Below are 18,418 nucleotides of genomic sequence, written 5' to 3' on the forward strand. Positions count from 1 at the left end.
ATGCAGCGTTCGTAGCGTCAGGGTTGACAGAGTCATGGCCACAGCTTGGTTCGTAGATGGTAGTTATTCGAATATATCGTGGCAGTCCGTGTCTCGGGATCGGCTAGATTACTCAGCGTTGCGACGTTACATTGAGGCGGACGCATCCGATACAATTGGTGACGCGTACTACTTTGATTGTGACAAAGATCCACACTCGACCGGTCTATCGGGGTTTCACCGGTTCCTGAGCTCGCCGCCTCCCAAGGGGCCCGGGCTCCGCGTCAAGTTATATTGGCTCCAAAACAAAGCACATGAGTGGCCTAAACATGCCGGTGGAGGACCAATTGTTCACCCAGTGTCAGGGGAACAATATACCACCAGAATTCAGAAGGCAGTTGATGTTGGCCTTGCGTTTCACTTGATGCGATCCTTCAGTAAGCAGAGCTGGAACAAGCTATATTTGATTGCCGGGGATGGTGATTTCAGTGAAGTGATAAAACACCTAGTCGAGAACGAAAACGTTGCAGTAATTGTCATTGGAACGAGCGGCTCTATCAGCGGAGAGCTAGCCTCCTATGTCCGCATTATCGATTTTGCGGAGATCAGGACAAAGGTCGCGATGAATGCCAACTCGACCCCGCCCCCTTCCGGCAAAGTCGAAGAAGCCGTTGAAGCCGGTTCCAAGAGCCCCACCCGCACGCAGGCTCTGGACCAGCATACGGGTGGGTTACCAACGTCAGGATATCAGCTGTCTGGCGGATCCAGCTTCCACGGCAGCAAGCAAGGTGTCGTTGGCGAGGTGCGAGTAACGTTGGGTCGACTGGTAACTGGCGTGCCCCAGGACCTTGCCGACGGCAAACAGGTCGACGCCGCTGTTGACCATGAACGACGCAGCTGAGTGCCTGAGGTCGTGGATCCTCAGACCCGGCAGCTTTGCGTCCCTGATCGCCTTCTGCCAACCGTGCTTGATTGAGACGAACGGCAGGCCGGTCGCCGGGTTGGGCACCAGCCACGGACAGTCTTTGAACCGTGGCAGCTTGGCGATGATCGCCAACGCCGCCGCAGACAGGGGGACGTGGCGCGGCTTGCCCGTCTTGCTGGTCGGGATCAGCCAGGACTTACGTTTCACATCGACGTTCTCCCATCTCGCATCCAGCAGCTCGCGCAGCCGGGCACCGGTCAGGAGAAGCAGACCGACGATGTGCTGGAGTTGGAGGTTGTGGGAGCCGGCCACCGCCTCACGAAGGCGCGCCGCCTCCTCTGCCGATAGGAACCGTTCGCGGGCGTTGTTAAGCGGCTTTCTGGCCACGCCACGGGTCGGGTTCTTGTCGGCCCCAATTACCTCCCAGCGGGCACCCAGGACGAAAGATCGGCCCAGGATCACGCGCATCTTCTCGACTGTCGCCGGGGCCGAGCCGGCGGCACGCTTCTCGGCAAGCCACAGGCTGACGCCGCGTGGGGTGATCTCGGTGATCCGCACCTTGCCCCACTTCGGCAGGATGTGATTCCGCATGCAGGCCTCGGTCGTGCTATACGACTTCTGGTGCAGCTTGGCGTCGGCTAGGTGCATCGCAGCCAGTTCGCGGTAGATGGGCACCGACTTTGCTTCGGCCTTAGCCGCACCGGGATCGCCACCCATGGCAATCTCGGCCCGAAGGCGCTGCGCCGCCTTCTTGGCTTCCGCGAATGAAACGTCCTCGAACTTCGCGATCTTATGCTGCTTTTGGGTCCCATTCCGATCGTACCGGATGGCGTACGTCCGGCCGCCGCCTTCACGGCACTCTAGAATAAATCCTGTGATGTGGGTGCAGTAGAAGTCGGTCTTCTTTTTTCCGGCCGTACAAGTGGCCGTGGCCACAAATGCGGCGTCTAGCTTGGCTCTAGGAATGGTCTGACTCCTGTAGATGAATGTTGAAATAAGAGGGTGGCGTGATCGCCGGCCGACCGGAGGCGTCGGCAAACCGGTCCCCGGGCGCATGGACCCGGGGACGGTGCGAGCCGTCCATCACGGACGATCGTCGCTGCGGCAGGGGCTTCGCTCGGCGCGGGTTGACCGCGTTACGAATGCGACGACAGCAGGCTGTAGAGAGATTGACCTCTGCCGGCCCTGCGGATGGCCCAGTAATGGTCTTCCGAGGTCGCGCCGGTGTAGCGGTCGAGGACGTGAAGTGCGTACCGATCGCTGACGCCGCTCTGTGAGGCAGCGGTCACGGCGAGCTGGACGCGACCCTCGCTGAAGCCTCCGGCTATGAGGCTTAAAAGCGCCAACACCACGCGGGTCTCGTCGTCTTGTTCTGCGTAGGCATCGGGGCCGGCGTGATCGTTAGGATGGACGATTTCTGCCCTGCGATGGACGGCAGATTCAGCCGCGCAGCCATGTGTTACCTCGGTCATGGAGGCCTCCAAAAAGGTGGGGTTGAAGGGGTTGCGACTCCGCGCTTCCTCTGTCGAAGCCGGCGGGGTCGCGGGTCGGTGGCCTCGCTCGGAGCGAGCGCGGCGGGGGACGAACTGGCCCGACTTGCCCCAGGGCTGGCCAGTGGGCGGGCGTCGGGCGGGCGGCGATGGTCGGGCCATCGCAGGCGCGGAGCGAGCCCCAGCGGGCTGCGTTTGGCCCGCCTCGGGCGGGGCCGTTCGAGGTCGGCAAATCCCCAGTTCCCCACTTTCCCAGAAGTCCCCTCCGACGACTTGCGATCCGTCGTCTCGGGATCTGGGAAAGTGGGGATTTGGGAGTCGGTGGGTCCCTCAGTCGCGCGCCAACAGGTGATAGATTCGCTTACCCCGGTCGCCCTTGGTGTAGTTCCAGCGGTGCTTTTCGGGGTCTGAGCCGGTGTACTTGGCGAGGACGCGCTTGGCCGTCGCGCGCGAGATGTCACCTTCGCGAGCCAGGGCGCGGATCATCTTGTCTTCGCCCACATGGCCGTGGCCGGAACGAAGGTACGCGGCAATGCATATGACCACGTCTTCGTCGCTGAGCTGTTCCACCTCTAGCTGGTGGCCATCAAGCTCCTCCGGATAGACCGGCCGAAGAGACGCGACCTTGTCTGCATAGGTCAGGCCAGGCTCCGCGGAGTAGGCGTAGGCGACGATCTCCGGGCCTTCTGCGCGGGTCTTCAAGCGCGTGAAGCGGATGATGCGCTCCCCGGATCCTGGGCTGGCGCTCATCGGCTCGGCAACATAGACCGCGTCGAAGTCCTCCAGAATATCGGTCGTGCCCTGATAGCGGGGCGTTCCGTCGGGGTTAGGGCTCTTGGCAGTATGGCCCAACGCGAAGATCGTGCCGCCCGCCATAACGAACTCTCTGCAGACCTGGGCGAACTCGCTCGATCGCCCTTTGTCCATGAGGTTGGTGAACTTCTTGAGTACGTCGATGAACACCACCGACCCGCGCGCCGACCCGTCGTACGTAGCCTCCTTTAGTTTGTCGGCGAATTGGCCGGCCTTGAAGCCCTTGTAGCCGGGGGCCAGCACGTGAGCGCCGGCACCCTCAAGCAGCCCGACCTTCTCAGCGAGACCTTTGCTACTGTCGTCAGCGTTGACGTAGATCACGTCGTTCGGATCGACGCGCCCTAGTTCGATCGCTTCGAGGATGAGCGCGATCGTAGTCAGGGTCTTACCGGCATTCGCCTGGGCGTAGATCATGGTGGCTTGGCCGAACATGACGAAGTCCCCGAGGAGAGGCTTCGTGTCGACGGCGCTTGCTTTCAACCTGGCTCCATCCCCCTTCAGGCTGTGCCTATGAAAGGGAGTTTCCATTTTCGCTCGCCTTGGCGCTTGCGCGTCCCTGGCAGGAACTGGGTCTTGGTCAGCTGGAAGTTCGGGCTCTGGCGAGCTCGAAAAGCCGTCAGGCTGTGTTGTGTTACCCGGTGGCTTGTTTTCATCTTCGTTCGGTGTCGGCGACGCAGACTCGTCATCGTCCGAACGATCGGAATCGTCTTCCATTCGTTTCTCCATTCAACGATTTCAAAGACCAGATCGGCCAGACGACCTGTGCGAAAGCGCAGGGGCGAACTGGTCCGACCGCAGCGCGATCTCCTTTCGGATGGCCGAGCCGCTAGCCCCCCCCTACGTCCATCGCAGTGTGTAATTCAACGCCCAATTTCAGACTTCGACAGAATACCCAAAGTTTTCGCATTGATCCTGAAGTATCGAACAATAGCTCAGTTAATCTCGCCGCCAAGCGGAAGGCTAGTTTACTAGGAGTGAGCTCACCGGTAAGTCCGGAAGTGCCTTCCGGTAGGGACTGACACGGCGTCCCATTGGAAGTACCTTCCGGCCGTCTGAACTCTATCGCCCACGTTTCAGTGGTGTTCGCGGCCATCCGTCAGAAGCAGTCGGTGTCGAGACTTCCGCCGCGCGGCAGCGATGACCACCGCAAGTGCGATAACGCCGACCGTGATGATGAATGCCGTCGGCTGGGCGCTGGCCAGACCGACGACCGTGAGGGTGCCCACGAACGCCAGGGTCTCACGCGGCCGGGTGACGGAGTAGAACAGCAGCATGATCGCGAGGGCGATCACGAGCGCCGACACCGCCGCCCGGATGGCCGCCAGGACGAGTAGCGCCGTCATGAACGCGACGAAGCGGTTCACGCCTCTTGCCCGACGTCAGAGGACCAGAAGTGAGCGAGACATAGGTAATGAAGCCCGAGTTCAGTCCCTGGACCGTTCTCGACGAAGATGCGGGTGTGTCCGTAGGCGATCTCGAACCAAAGGCCGTGGTCTTGGATCCAGTCGCAGCTGGCGGGCTCAGCGTCGTCGCCCGTGATGGAAAAGCCGAGCGCCCGATTGATGACATCGGCCGTGTCTCCCCCCTGGATGACGAAGAACCAGGGGTGGCTTTTCTGCCCGGCATGAAGCTGTCGAGCACGAAGGCGGATAAGCCCGCGCAGGCTGAGATCGAGGTCGGTGTCGTGGAGCGCGTCCGCCACGGCGGCGCAGGTTTTGAGTTCAAGCACGAGGAGGCTCCTAAATTGAAATCGCCCTCGCGACGGGCTGTCGGAGGGCGCGGAAGGATGGGTCGGCGGAGTGAGGCGAAAGAGGCGTCAGGCGGGGTTCTGCCGGTTGGCGACGGCAAGCAGATTGAAGTGGAGGGTGTGATCGACGCCCGGATCGTCGGCGACGAAGACGATCAGGCCGACGTCGTCGGTCAGGACGAACGCCAGCTCGAAATAACCAGCCGAGCCGTGGTCCTCCATCCACTCGAAACCCGGCTGGTCGGCCTGGTCCCAGGTGAGCGGGAAGCCCACCGCGTCGTGGATGGTGGATGGGTTGTCGCCCGGCTGGATGACCGCGAACTGGACGGTCTCGCCGAGGGGTTGGTGTCGGACATCGTCGAGCTGCCAAGCGCGAAGGCCGATGAGGGCGCGTAGTTCAGGGTCGATATCGGGGTCGGTGAGCGCGGCCGTGACGGCGGCTCGGTCGGAGAGTTTCAGCACGGCGGGGGGATCCTTTCAGGGCAAAGAAAAACCCCGCAGCGTGAGGCCACGGGGGTTCTGGTTGGGTTGGCGATGGAGGGGTGGCGTGGGGTAGGCAGTGGTCGGGTTGAAAGGCCTAGCGTTTCATCAGCTACAGGTTCTGCAGCTAGAGGTTTAAAACCGCGGCTGAGCGCTGAAGCTAGGACCTAGTTCATATAAGATGCCGGCATTTGCGCATGTCGCGTCCGGCTTGAGCCCGCCAGCTAGACGGACGCGGGTCCCGAGCCTTGGACGCCTGTCTAGCTTCGCTGGACGCCCGGATGGGCCGTGGGGATCTTAGCCGCCTGCGAGGCCATATAGGAGCGGTGGTCAAAGCGCGACGCCTGAAGCCTTAACCACCGAAGCGAGAGACGCCGGGAATGCGCGCGAACAGGATTTCGGCCGCGCCCCATCTTCCAACGAAAAACTCGCCGCCAAGGCTACGAAGTTCCTTGTCCGCGATGTCCTTGAAAGCCTTCTCAGCCACCTCGGCCGCCGCGCGGTCCACATATGGCTCGGACACCATCGGGATGGCCCAGCGGCCGATGGCGGCAGGAGGGATGCCAGCATTCAACTCTTGAACCCGCCGTCGTGGATCGTTGGAGACGCCGATTTTCAACAGCACGGACTTGTCGCCGTAGGGGGGCGTTTCACCCAATAACGCGAAACCGTTACCCTCGAAGCGGGCCATATACATGCGCGTCGGCCCATCCTCGTAGAAGCTTGTGCGAGCGCCAAAGCTACCTGGAAAGGCGCGAGACGGGGTGAAGGCCTGAGCCAGTGGCGCGCGAGAAAGGCTGCCGCCGGACAAGGGCGGTTCGCCGAAAACACTGACCTCGGTCACCCTGATCTTCAGCGCCTGCTCGACCTCTTCGGGCAGCAGTGGCGGGCTCCACACAGCGATCGCCTGGCCCGCTTCGGGGCGATAGGTCTTGGGCGCGATGCGCTCCAGCAGGATCGGCTCATCCACCCGCCAAGCGCGCACGACCGGGAGGGCGTTCGTCCAGCGATCGCTCCAGCCCTTCTGGCGCTTGCGTTCCATGCCGGCGGGTGACGCCTTGTCGATATCCTGTATGGGGCGCGCCTCGATCTGGAGGAAGCCGATCACCTTGTTGCGTTCAGCGCGGGCCGTCTCGGCGCTCGACGCTCCGTAGATCATGAACATGTCGCCGTCTTCGAGGAAACCTAGCATACGATCGCGGCGCTCGGGTTCTGTCCAGCCAATGTAACCGTCCTCTTCCGGGCCGAAACCGTAGAAGGACCTGAGCCAGATGCGGCGTGGACGCGCGAGCACGTTGCGTCCCTCCAGAGAGGGTTCGGGTGCCAGCTCGCTCAATCCGTCATTCCCCTGAAGGCATCGGGCCAGCCGCCGTGTTTGGCGATGACCCTGTCGATCTCGGCCGTGACCTTCGTGGTCTCCTCAAGGGCAACGATCATGCGGCGATAGTGGAGCTGGTCCTCCGGCGTGAGGACGCGGCCTTCACGCTTGTTCTTGCCGCCCTTGGCGGCGCGGTCCTTGAGCCATTTCTGGGCCGGCTGGTAGCCGCCGATCCAGTGATCCCAGACCGAGGAGGGAACCGTCTCGAACCAGCAGGCGTCATTGATGTAGACCCGGCCAGCGGTGTTACGCCGAGCGTCGAGCTTGCGGCCGTCCAAGCGCGCCTCGACCCCATTTGGGTTAACGAAACGCACGGCGGGGTCAGTAAGGATGGGAGCATTGCCGAAGTCCAGAAGATGCAGCGCTATGAGCTGGCCCCCAAGCGGCACCAGACGGTTGAACAGCTCTTTGTTACGGGTAAGCGGTATCCGTGCGTAATCCTCTTCAAGACGTCCTTGGTAACGGAATCTATAATCTGGTGAATGAAGTATGGCATAAATAAATCGAAATATTGAGTTGCCATCGATGGCGGCATCTAGACCAAGCGCGGCCACGTATTTCGGGCTGAGATTGAATGCAACCCCGCTGTCGGTTCCAGGAACCATTGCGGAATCACCGAGACCGAGAGGAAATACCTGAGTATTTCGGTCGTGGGTGGCTGCTTTGTATTCAACCAGCCCATTGGCCACGAATACATTGTCGTAGGGCTTCCCAGTCACTCGCCGAGTACTAAGGAGCGCGAGGTTGGGTTGAATAAGCAAGCCCATAATCTCAGGCCGCGGCTCCCCAATCATTAGCGGATGATAGATGACCCATCGTTTGTCAAAGGGCCGGTAAAGTATCGGCTTTATCGCTGCTACAGCCTCATCACGGGGAACATTTCGAGCCCTACCGATGTCGAAATGAGATGTGCTGCACAAACCAAATTCTTCTACGAGCTCCGCGTCAGTTATTGTCCTGTCCAAGAGCCTTTCAATATTGTGCTCCAGCTCAAGTCGGGTCATGCCGACGGCGAAATTGTCGTGACGCGTGGCGAGCGCCGCACCATTAAACGGCAGGCTTCGCCCAGAACGTCGAGCCCCAGCGAAGATGTTCGGAAGGGACGGAGCGGCACCGTAAATTTCGTCCGCAGCCTTCGGACGAGGGACCAACCACCACGTCGGGCCCAGCGGCACGAGCTCTTGGGAACTAATACCCACCAGGTCTGATAACGCTGCGGATTTCGATTCTCGATCACCTCGGATGCGACTGTATAGAACCGAACCGGTGCGCCCAGAGAGTGCCCTAGAAACGGTAATCGCGACGCCCTGTTGGATGTCGAATACGTTCTCGTCGATCTCAGTCTCTGCTGCTCGACGGCTATTTCCACCGAGATCGACAATTGTCAGGCCAGACTGAGAGGAATTGACGATCTCTTGCCTCATGTCGCGAAACAAGGGCCCGTCTAGGAAGCTATTGTCAGTAATAAAAGATAGAATATAGGTACCAGTGCGCGCCACCCAGTCGAATGATGTCGCGAAAAACTTGACATAATCGTTCGATAGCGCTTGACGCTGAATTTCTTCCTCAGCGATGGACGTTTTGTACTTCTCCATGACCTTGTCGATCAACTTCGACTTGTTGCTGGAGAGCTTCGCGTAGGGCGGATTACCAACGAGAACCGTGAAGCGTGCGTTCGCCTTCGCTTCATTGGCCGCCTTGGCCTCATGCGCCAAGGCCTCCGACATGAAGCTAAGTTCCATGTCCAAGTTGCGTGCAGGCTCCAGCGCATTGGTCAGGAACACTCGGGCCCGGGCAGGATTGCCGTCGACGTCCAAGCCTTCGAACCGGTAGCCGGTGTCGGCCAGCTTCAGCCCCAGCTTCATGTGGGCGACGGCATAGGGGGCCATCATCAGTTCGAAGCCGTAGAGGCGGGGCAACAGGTGGGCGGGAACATAGTCGTTCCAGGCCTCGACACACGCCTTGCCGTCCAGCCCCGCCGCCGTCCATTTCGCCGTCATGGTCGTGTGGATCAGGTCGATGGCTTCGACCAGAAAGGTGCCGGTGCCGGTAGCGGGGTCGAGGATTTTGACGAAGGGTTCATCCTCCCTCACGCCTGCGGGAATTTTCACGTCCGGATGGGCGGCGGCAAACTCGCCCCAGGTGGCGGTATCCGCCAGGCCGTCGGTGAGGCCGAACTCGCTGCGCAGCACCTCGTCTACCGAGCGCACGATAAAGGAGACCACCGGCCTGGGCGTATAGAAGACGCCCCGCTGGACCTTCAGCGCCTTGTCATAGGCGTGCAGGAAGCCCTCATAGAAATGGATCACCGGGTCGTCCCCGGCCTTGTGCTTGTCAAAGTCCAGCAGCACCGACTCCATATCGGCCGCATTCAGCAGATCGACCACCTCGCCGACGCCGAGCTCGTCGAAGTCCAGTCCGGCACCCTTCGCGTCGCGTCCGCCCGCGCTGAGGAATGAGCCGAACAATTCCTTCAGAAACGGATTGGTCGTCGGCATCGCCTGGCCGGCGGCGTCGGCGGTGATGGCGGGCAGAGCCGGCTTGGGTCCGAGACCCACTTTTAGCGCCGCCTCGTGCTTGACGTCGCGTTCGCGCACTTGGTTGATGCGGGCCGACAGCAGACCGTAGGCGATGGTCTGGGCGTAGGTGTCGGCGAATTTCTCTGTGTCGAGGTCGCGGTTCAGCGTTTGCTTCACTGCCTCGAACAACTGCTTCAGGTCGCCATTGGCTTTTTCCTTTGGCAAGATCAGCTTGATACGATCGCGGATATCGCGCGCCAGCGCCGCCAAGGCTTCCGCCATCTCTTTGGCGGTTCGGACAGATTCACGCGGTCGCTCGGTGAACGCGTCGCGCCAGTTCAGCGGCAGGCCCTCGCCGTGGAGCCAGCCCAGCTTAGAGCGCAGCACCTGGTCGGTGTGCGAAAGGCGGCGAACGGTGTCGTCCCTGTCCCAGCCGATGACCCGCAGGGTCGGTAAGTCGTTTCCTCGCTCCTGGAAGTGGGCGAAGGAAAGACGTCGGTCATCTGCATCGCCTACCGCCGAGATGAAGATCAGATCGTCCTTGTTCCACGCCGCCTGATCGGCCGCATTGGCCGAGGCGCGCTTGCGCTTGGACAGGCCGCGCAGGATGCGGCGCATCAGCGTGACGGGAAGCTTTCCCTGCGGAAAGTTGAGGAAGAAGATGCCCCACCGCTGGTCGGTCCGAAGGGGGCGCAACTGGGTGATCTCGATCGGCTCGTCGAGATCAAGGCCGATCTCCGAGGGCGTCCAGTTGAAGGTCAGATCGCCGAAGGCGGCGTCCTCGGGAATTTCCCATTCCAGCTCGTCCCGCAGGTAGCGGACCAGGCCAGGGAAGTCGTTGATGCGGTCGAGCGTGGCTGGTGCAGTCATCGGCTCAGTTCAACTCCATCCAGGCCTTCAGGATCGGCTTGACGCCGATCGGAGCCTGCACCTGTTTCAGGTATCCACTGACGATGTGCTTCTCGACCGCCGTGCGGGCGGCGGTCAGGCGCGCCCTATCCACCGGAGTGCGCGGCGTATCCTCGGCCGAGCGAATACGGGCGGCGATGGCCGGCACGCTTTCCAGGACGGTGTCCCCATCCAGGTCGTGAAAATACCACCGCACCTGGCGACCATTGTCGCTGTCCCAGGTCTCTTCGCCCTCGACCGTCCGGGTTCGCCCCGGCAGGGCGTAACAGAAAAATACGCCCCGCGCCTTGATGGCGGCGCGCCCGCTCAACACCCGGTTGGGTAGGCCAGCCAAACGGACCTCCATGTCTGGATGCTCGATCAGGAGCTGCCGCAGTTCCTGGCGCAGGTTCTCCTCTTCGGTTGGTTCAGAATCGATTTCGCGGTTCAGGTCCTTGAGGTCGTCAAAGTCGTCTGACTCCTTCAAGAGCCGGCGGCCCTCAATGCCAAACAGCCGGGAGATGCGCAGGGTCTTGCCAGCCACCCGCGCGTATAGCCCCAGCAGTTTCTCCAGGGCCTCGTTGGGCAGGAAGTTCCAATAGGCAACGTGCCCGCGCAGGTCCTTGGTGTCCGGATGGTCAGCCACCAAGGCGGCCTCGATGTCGGGGTTCATCCGACGATCAACGCGTCCAATCCGCTGCATGAGCCGCACGGGGTTCCAGTGGAGATCGTAGTTGATCAGCCGGGTTGCGTCCTGAAGGTTCAGCCCTTCCGAAAGCACGTCGGTCGCTATCAGGACGCGGATTTCGGCTTCGCCGGATTCAGCCAGGGCGGCGCTGGTGGTCTGATTATAATAGGGGGCGAAGTTGCGGATCATCTTGTCGCGCGGCGTCTTCGTGGACGAGTCGATCTGGGCCAGACCGGCGATGCCACGCGCCTCCAGCTCACGCTTCAAATATCGCGCAGTGCCCTGATACTCGGTGAAGATCAGCACCTTGTGACGGCTTAGCACGGGGTCGTCGGTCAACATCCGACAGAGCGCCTTCAGCTTGCCGTCCTGCGCGGCGTCGAACAGCTTCAGGACGTCGAGGAATTTGACCAATTGGTTCAGGTCTTCACGCGTCTCGGCGATCAGCTCGGCGAGCTTGTATTTTTCACGCGGCAGACGCTCGACCTTGCGCACGTCCGCGTCCGTAATCAGCGGATCGGCGTCGTCCTCGTCGTCGGCTTCGTCGCCGGTGTGACGTGCGAGGCCCGCCTGAACCTGAGCGATCTGCGGGGCATGGCGATCCTCCCAAACAGCGAGGTCGGCTTTCTCGGCGTCGGTTTCGGCATGAACCTTCCAGAAGGCCAGAAGCTTGATCATGAGTCGGTGGCAAGAGAGCTCGAAGGCGGCGGTGGAACTCTCTAGGCGCTTCAGGAAACCGATACGGATCAGGCGCACGACCTGCTTCCGCCGGCCCTTCGCCAGATCATCCTCCTCTGAAGGCTCGATCAGCCATTCGGTCGGATCGTAGAGGGCGAGGCGGAACAGTTCGCTCTTGTGGCGGAAGGATTCCTCGACCAGGTCGAGCAGCTGCTGTTGCAGCGGCGACAGGTCATAAGCAGCAACTTTAGGGTCGTCGCGCACCGGGAAGATCGCCTGACCCTTGGCCTCGGTAAGCTGGCTCGCCTTCACGTAGGCCCGGCTGCGCTGGACCACCAGATTCTGAACCAGCGGGTCGGCCGCGAAGGCTTCGCGTGCGGGGCCGACCTCGACGGTCTGATCGACATCGTCCTCGGGTGGGGCGGTCTGGTCGGCGTGATTCGCCGTGCGGATTGTCTTCTCAAGGCCCCGGAAATGCCCCTGAAGCGAGTGCACGCCCAAGCCGGCGAAGGCGTCGGCACGCTGGGCGAACAGTTCAATCAGGTGCATCAGGTCGAACACGCCGTTGTTCACGGGTGTGGCGGTCAGAAGGAATACCTGCTTGCCCTGCGCCATCCGTTGCAGGATGCGATACCGGGACTCCTTTTTCCGTCCCGTGCCGGCGAGGCCTGGATTCCGGAAATTGTGGGCCTCGTCGATGATGATGGCGTCGCACTGAGAGGCCACCGCCTCGATCGTGCTCTTCATGGACTCCCGATTCAGGTCCGTGTGGTTGAGGATCAGCAGGTTGCTCCACTGCCCCCCCTTCAATAGGTCGGGAAGGTAGCGCTTAAGGTTGGCCTCCCACACCGACTGTCGTCCGGACTTCGGGACGATGAGCGCGACGCGTTTGTTCTGATGAACCGCCAGGCGCTCCAGCACCATTAGGCCGACAAAGGTCTTGCCCAAGCCGACGCCATCGCAAAGGAAAGCGCCGTTGTGCTCGCCGGCGATCTTGAGCAGCTGGCCGTAGCCCTCCCGCTGATAGCCATCGAGCAGTTTCCAGATGCGCGAGTGGTCACGCTCCCACTCGCCGGCCGAAATCTCTCGGCGGCGGAAATACTCGCTGAGCGACTGCGCCCACACATCGAAGGGCGTGAACTCCTGGATGTGGCGCTCAATCGTCTTCAGGACCTCGACCGTGATGTCCTCGGCCTGATCCCAGTGTTCTTCATACCAATCCTGCAACACCGACACCGGTTGGCCGGTGATCTGGACGTTCAGTTCGATGTTCTGGGTAAGGCCGGGACGGGTGAAGTTCGATGACCCAACAAGGGCGGCGGCGCCGATGACCTCGCTGCGGGCGTGGGTGATATAGGCCTTGGCGTGGAACTTGGCCTGTCGATAGACGCGGAACTGAATCTTGCCGCTGCGGATGGCCGCAACGATCGCGGGCAGGCCGTCCAGAAAATCGTCCTTCTCCTTCTCGGCCTCCAGGCTGTCGTCGAGCCTGCGGACACGATCTGATAGAGCCTTCTCGAACATCGCGCGCGTGCGCAGCGTGACCTCGTCGCCCATCAACACGCGCAGACCATCGACCTTCTGCCACTGGCCATCCAGAGCCAGCATCGAGCCGATCTCGAAATTGCCCGTAGCTACGTCGATAGACCGGGCATAGTCGCACCAGTCGCGTAGATAGCGCAGAGCCTTCCACTCATCGTCACTGTTATCGACGATGAAGAGCTCACCACCCGTTCTGGCATTTTCGCGCTTCGGCATTGTGCCTCCCCTTACCGACAACCGGCACACACCTAACACGTGTCTGGTTCTTGTCTCGGGCGAAGTGGACGTTGGGCCTCTGCGCCCAAGTTTCGCTCGACCTCCACCCGGACATCAAACATTTAGCTAGTTGTCTTGGCCGCTCGTCCGGCAAAGGCCCGAACCGCCCAAGGAGAGGTGCCCCAGGTCGGACCCACTTCGGCTCCCAGCGGGAGGCACTTCCGCCTTGGGCCAAGCCTATGTCCTATGGGAAGTAGTGGTGCCGCTTAGGTGACTCGAACACCTGACCCCCGCATTACGAAATCCAGGGAAGCGAACCGGCCAAACCAAGTGGTGGCATGGGTTCAAAGGGCCATCTGCGGCCTCTAATGTTCGCCGACCCAACCCCTTCCCAGTCTGGGCGAAGCGGGCGGTTTCGACGTTCCCAAACTAAGGCGCCTTCCGGTGGATGAGAGCGGAATTCCGACCTGCGCCATACCTGCAAACTAGGTCGAAGGGGAGCAAGCATGGACGGTGCTTTCCCGACCACGCTGAACTGAAGTATGGCGATCTGCCGGCGAGACACGCTACGTTTGGTTTTGCATGATCCCGAGAAGCCTCAAGGCGACGGGGGGCCAGACGGGTTCGGCTAAAGATGGACGCGACTTTCTTCTTGAAGCAGCGAACGGCTTTCATACGCATCTTTTACGACACGGGCGTGGCGGGGTTCGAAGACACCAAGCAGCGGATCGAAGCCGGAGAGCCGCCTTACGACAATCCGCCATACAGCGAGGACGGCGAGCCGCCTTATGTGACCGAATGGATTGATGCCGATACCGGCCGCGATGTTCTTAGCCAAGCATGCGTCGCGCTTCTGTCCGACTCGTTGAAACTTTACCTCAATACCTTGCGACTTCGGACGCTCCGATTCGAATTCGAGCCCCGGGAAAAGGCTCTTTTGAAAAAGGGCTTCGTCGCCGCATATCGATCAGCCCTAGGCGATGTGTTTGATACCGACTGGTCTGACTGCCCGGTCCGTTTTGAAGTCATCGAACAGATCGTTCTTGCACGGAATCAAGCTCAGCACGGCGATGACATCACATCATTCCGCCTCACACATGGCCCTAGCACCCTGCGCGAGCTCCGCCAGCCAATCTTCGTAGACCCCCCGGATTGGCAGGCCTGGATCGATGCTGGCGGGGATGAGCGCTCATTTCTCGCACCTTCGGTTAAGGTGTCGCGAGACGCGTTGTTCGAGGCGATCGCTGAGGTGGATCGACTGGGGGACTGGGTGGAAGCCCGGATCGAACACGATTGGCGTCGACGAGGAACAGCGATCTAACGCACGTCGCGTTCGATCTCTGAAGATTAGCCTGCATGGATACAGTTTGGCCCTCAGTCGGGGCGAGCCGCTCCGGCTAGCGACCGCGCATGATGTTGGCAGTCACCGCGCTTGATCAATCCCGGCGCGAACCTATTGTGGCGATCAAGCGGCGGGCGTCGGGGCGCGCCACAAGATCGACCAACCGGAAGTTCCGGATTTGCCCGGCTACGGAGCACTAGCTTGAACAACGCTATCCGGATCACCGACTACGGAATCGCCGATGTCATAAACAGCCTTCGAAGCGCCACGTGGCAGGTGCCCCGTTTCCAACGGGAATTTGTCTGGGACACCTCTGCGATCGCCGCGCTCGCGACTTCGGTGATTGACGCCTACCCCATTGGAATGATCACGCTCTGGGAGCAGTCGGACCGAAACCCGCTCGACCTCGAGCGGCTTACAATCCAAGACTATGACGCGAAGGCTCGCAAACAGGTCACAAAGCGCTTCGGCGAGGATGCCGGCGGCCAGAAGCTCTACGCCATCTTAGATGGCCGACAACGGTGCACTGCCTTGGCCATGGCTTTCGCGGGATTCACGCCACAATATGGAAAGAGCAAATACAACGGGCGCTACTTCCTTAACGCCGCACAGCCGGATCCGTTGGAACGCATAATCTTCCGCAAGACAACCGATCTGGAAAAGGCCGGCCTAACCACCTCAACAGCGTGCATTGCCCAGGGGCTGTTTCCCCTCGCGAGCGACATCGAGGGAGAGTCGGTGTTGCGGCAGTGGTACCGGTACGCTCAAGAGATTCGGGATCCACAGACTTATCCTGGCGGAGAACTGCCCGATCCTGTGGAGCTCAAACGCCGAGATTCCATTGTTCAAAGCGCGTTCGACGGCATCAACGAAACCCGACTGGCAGCCTGTATCGTTCCGGAAAAGTATGACCTCGGGCAAATCTGCGAGATATTCGAGACGCTCAACCTGTCGGGAATGAAGGTCTCGACAGTCGATTTGATTAATTCCTGGATTTATCGGGAAACTGAGGGGGACGACGGTTCAGAGGGGCTTCACATTCGGGACTGGGTCCGCGATTTCGGACAGATTGACGGTGCCGTAGGTTGGGCGGTACCGGAACGACGGCCTGAACTAATAGCCCAGTTCGTCACCGCAGCCTTCGTTGCGCTGGAACGCGCAGACAAACCAAAACCGCGACAGGTTGGCGGAAACCGTAAGGTGACGACGATCGACTCGATCAAGTCGCCGGACTTGTTGGCGACGCCCGCCGCGCATTGGGAAGCGGTGGTAGCGAACCAGGATCAGTTCGCGACCTTCCTGAGCGACTTCCAGTTTCTGGTTGCGGGCGGTCATTTCAGCTACGACAAATGCCCGTATCCGATCTCCGCATCGATCTACGTAGCGATCCGTTGGCACAAAGCTTTTGATCCTCCGGGGCTCCACAGCATGTGGAACGTCGCCGATCTAAACTCCCTTTACCGAGCCTTTTTCTGGCGCAATGCACTCGCAACCCGATACGATCAGGGCTTCCTGACGCGGCTCGCGACCGACCTGGCTAGCCTCAAGAAAATGCTTCGGACGCGGGGTAACTATGAGACCAAGTCTGCTTGGCTTCACGATTGTGATGCTCAACTGGAAGCGATGATCGACCCCAAGGATGTCCCGTCTCGCGAAGCCATTATAGACCTGCTCACGGATGGAAGGCCGGGTGGAGCGAAGCAGTCAGCACTTTTGCTTCCGATGATCGCGGGGACATCGAGGGACATCGAGGGCGTCGATATTTCCCTGACTGCCGAAGGCACGTTGGAGCTTCACCACATCTTCCCTCGAGCATGGTGCGCGGACAACGCCTCGGGACCCTTGAAAGCCTGGCTCGACAAAGACCAAGCCGGCCGAGATTGGGTCAATTCTATTGCTAATCTGATGCCCCTGGCGCGGGAGACAAATAACGATTGGAAGACCAAGTCGCCGCGGACTTATATCGAAACCTCGAAAATTACTTTTGAAACAGGCGGCGAATTCTTCCAGAACGTTTTCATCGGTCCGGACGATTTCGCCATGTTGACCGGCGAACCTGAGGCAATGCCTAGTTTCTGGCAGGGACGTGCTGCCAACATCGCTGACGACCTTCTCCGGCGCACTCGCTTGTCTGTGTGATCCGTGCCCACGGACTTGATGGAGTTTGTCTCAGTAGCCCTCAGGCAGGGCCTGGAGTGCTCAATCTCCGATCTTCGGACGCTGCCGGAATTCCAGACGCTCGCCGCTTTAGAGGTGCTCGACGAACTGGGACGGGTATGCGAACGCACCGGGGTAGAGTGCAGCCCACCACTAGCCACGGGAGAGTTCGATGACCGGCGAGTGTTCAGCGCTCTGAAATCGGCGGACGAACTCGAGAGCGCCTGCAAAGAGGCACTAAAGTTGGGGGAAGGACACCGGGTCGAGTACAAACAGACGCTCGGCTTGAACGTTCGACGCCTGGAACAACAACCAGAAGCACCTGCGGCGGACTTGTTCTCAGACGAAATTATCCACGAGGTGATCAAGACCGTCGTTGCGTTTCTAAACGCCGACGGTGGGGTACTCCTGATCGGCGTGTGCGACGACGGAGCTCCATACGGTGTAGAAAACGAGTTCGGATTTATTGGGGGGAAAGCTGATCAAGACCAATGGGAACTGCGGCTAAGCGCAGCATTGAGGACCTTTATTCCAGATTACCGCATTATCACAGGATATATCCGGCACGGCTTTGTGGAAGCCGATGGCTGTCGGGTTTGCGTCCTCAATGTTGAGCCGCGTCGCGATTGGTTGAACGTCTGCATCAAGTCAGCAAAGCCGGGCGCTGAGGAAATCGTGTACCGCCGAGCGGGCAACCAATCGGTAAGGCTACAAGCTCGGGACATCGAAGCTCTTGTAATGAACCGCCAGCGCTAGGGCAGGGGTTCTGAGGATCTCTCATTAAAAGGGGCACGCTGACGCTGGGCAGCGCGATCAGCACAGCACCGGCTCATAAGCGATCTTGTCGACGACCTTGTTCGACGCGCCCCGGGTTGCGTAGGTTCCAATCAGGTAGCCCACGTCTGTCGGTTCCTCGATCAGGTGCAACTCCCAGCGCTTTTCCTTTGTTGGAGACAGGCGAAAGGCGCGACTATTTCGGCGCATGAAGAGCGCTTTCGACCCTTCCAGTGGCCCCCACTTGCAATCCGCCCCAGACAGGAACCGGCGCTCCAGGGCCAAGCGTTCGGCCGCCTGCGCGGCCTTCCAGTTCTCCTGGCGTTCGCGGTCCAAGCGCCTCTCTTCCGCGTCAGCGAATTCCTGGAGCGCGCCAACGATGGCAGGCAGTTCGGTGCCTGCTTCGAGTTCGGCGGCGTACAGTGCCAAGCACGCATCCTTCACGCGCTCGTCTGGATAGCGGTCTGCGTATGGTTCCTCCTGGAAGGCCCTCAGCCTCTGTTCTGCGTCGGTTTTCGTGAGCCGCGGTCCGGGCAAACCGTTCAGGAAGGCGATCAGATCCTCGATCGGAATCCAAGTCTTCGCGGCAGCTTTCAACAGCTCGCCTCGTGTCGCATCCCATTTGGCCCATAGCGGCGAGGATCGATCAACGGCAGACACGATGTCCTCAGCCAAGCGGTCGACCTGCTTTGGGTCCTTGAGATGACGAAGAGACGGGCTCTCAAGGTACCGAAATAGCAGCCGGCGCACCTCGGCCTGCCTCTGGTAATCGAACATGCAATTCTCCGATCAGAGCGAATGT

Annotated in this window: 13 protein-coding genes and 1 pseudogene; 4 read left to right on the top strand and 10 right to left on the bottom strand. The window is 60.5% G+C overall.

What is annotated here, in order from left to right; all coding sequences use genetic code 11:
• Positions 1 to 34: 34 nt before the first annotated feature.
• Positions 35 to 547: pseudogene (locus tag AC1DW4_RS06330) on the top strand (NYN domain-containing protein); the annotation flags it as partial.
• 171 nt (positions 548 to 718) lie between these two features.
• Here AC1DW4_RS06330 and AC1DW4_RS06335 read toward each other — a convergent pair.
• From AC1DW4_RS06335 to AC1DW4_RS06375, 9 genes are all read right to left on the bottom strand, one after another.
• Positions 719 to 1,840 (bottom strand): tyrosine-type recombinase/integrase, encoded by a 1,122-nt coding sequence (locus AC1DW4_RS06335; protein WP_477016403.1) that lies wholly within the window; start codon positions 1,838 to 1,840, stop codon positions 719 to 721.
• A gap of 200 nt (positions 1,841 to 2,040) precedes the next feature.
• Positions 2,041 to 2,376 carry a hypothetical protein gene (locus AC1DW4_RS06340; RefSeq protein ID WP_477016404.1) on the bottom strand — a complete coding sequence of 112 codons (336 nt, stop codon included), beginning with the start codon at positions 2,374 to 2,376 and terminating at the stop codon, positions 2,041 to 2,043.
• A 348-nt stretch (positions 2,377 to 2,724) separates the two neighbouring features.
• Positions 2,725 to 3,639: a hypothetical protein gene (locus AC1DW4_RS06345; protein WP_477016405.1), complete on the bottom strand. Its 915-nt coding sequence runs from the start codon at positions 3,637 to 3,639 to the stop codon at positions 2,725 to 2,727.
• Positions 3,640 to 4,280: 641 nt separating this feature from the next.
• Complete coding sequence (locus tag AC1DW4_RS06350) at positions 4,281 to 4,571, bottom strand: hypothetical protein (RefSeq protein ID WP_477016406.1); 291 nt, start codon at positions 4,569 to 4,571, stop codon at positions 4,281 to 4,283.
• Entirely contained in the window at positions 4,568 to 4,936 is a 369-nt protein-coding gene (locus AC1DW4_RS06355) for a hypothetical protein (RefSeq protein WP_477016407.1), read from the bottom strand. The genes AC1DW4_RS06350 and AC1DW4_RS06355 overlap by 4 nt, the downstream gene beginning before the upstream one ends.
• 87 nt (positions 4,937 to 5,023) lie before the next feature.
• On the bottom strand, positions 5,024 to 5,416 hold the full coding sequence (locus AC1DW4_RS06360; protein ID WP_477016408.1) for a hypothetical protein: 393 nt from the start codon (positions 5,414 to 5,416) through the stop codon (positions 5,024 to 5,026).
• 370 nt (positions 5,417 to 5,786) lie between these two features.
• Positions 5,787 to 6,770: a hypothetical protein gene (locus tag AC1DW4_RS06365; protein ID WP_477016409.1), complete on the bottom strand. Its 984-nt coding sequence runs from the start codon at positions 6,768 to 6,770 to the stop codon at positions 5,787 to 5,789.
• The gene (locus AC1DW4_RS06370; protein ID WP_477016410.1) at positions 6,767 to 10,201 is read right to left on the bottom strand and encodes a type ISP restriction/modification enzyme; all 3,435 of its coding nucleotides are present in this window, start codon (positions 10,199 to 10,201) and stop codon (positions 6,767 to 6,769) included. Before AC1DW4_RS06370 ends, AC1DW4_RS06365 begins: the two co-directional genes overlap by 4 nt.
• A 4-nt stretch (positions 10,202 to 10,205) precedes the next feature.
• On the bottom strand, positions 10,206 to 13,343 hold the full coding sequence (locus AC1DW4_RS06375; protein WP_477016411.1) for a helicase-related protein: 3,138 nt from the start codon (positions 13,341 to 13,343) through the stop codon (positions 10,206 to 10,208).
• Between the two features lie 634 nt (positions 13,344 to 13,977).
• Between AC1DW4_RS06375 and AC1DW4_RS06380 the strand changes: the two genes are divergently transcribed.
• The 3 genes from AC1DW4_RS06380 to AC1DW4_RS06390 all read left to right on the top strand — a co-directional run bounded on the left by AC1DW4_RS06380 (position 13,978) and on the right by AC1DW4_RS06390 (position 17,598).
• Complete coding sequence (locus AC1DW4_RS06380; protein WP_477016412.1) at positions 13,978 to 14,664, top strand: hypothetical protein; 687 nt, start codon at positions 13,978 to 13,980, stop codon at positions 14,662 to 14,664.
• Between the two features lie 222 nt (positions 14,665 to 14,886).
• On the top strand, positions 14,887 to 16,824 hold the full coding sequence (locus tag AC1DW4_RS06385) for a GmrSD restriction endonuclease domain-containing protein (RefSeq protein WP_477016413.1): 1,938 nt from the start codon (positions 14,887 to 14,889) through the stop codon (positions 16,822 to 16,824).
• An 18-nt stretch (positions 16,825 to 16,842) separates the two neighbouring features.
• Positions 16,843 to 17,598 carry an AlbA family DNA-binding domain-containing protein gene (locus tag AC1DW4_RS06390; protein ID WP_477016414.1) on the top strand — a complete coding sequence of 252 codons (756 nt, stop codon included), beginning with the start codon at positions 16,843 to 16,845 and terminating at the stop codon, positions 17,596 to 17,598.
• Between the two features lie 57 nt (positions 17,599 to 17,655).
• Here AC1DW4_RS06390 and AC1DW4_RS06395 read toward each other — a convergent pair whose 3' ends face one another.
• Positions 17,656 to 18,393: a hypothetical protein gene (locus AC1DW4_RS06395; RefSeq protein ID WP_477016415.1), complete on the bottom strand. Its 738-nt coding sequence runs from the start codon at positions 18,391 to 18,393 to the stop codon at positions 17,656 to 17,658.
• Between the last annotated feature and the right edge of the window lie 25 nt (positions 18,394 to 18,418).

This window comes from Brevundimonas sp. P2_A6 (assembly GCF_056404975.1).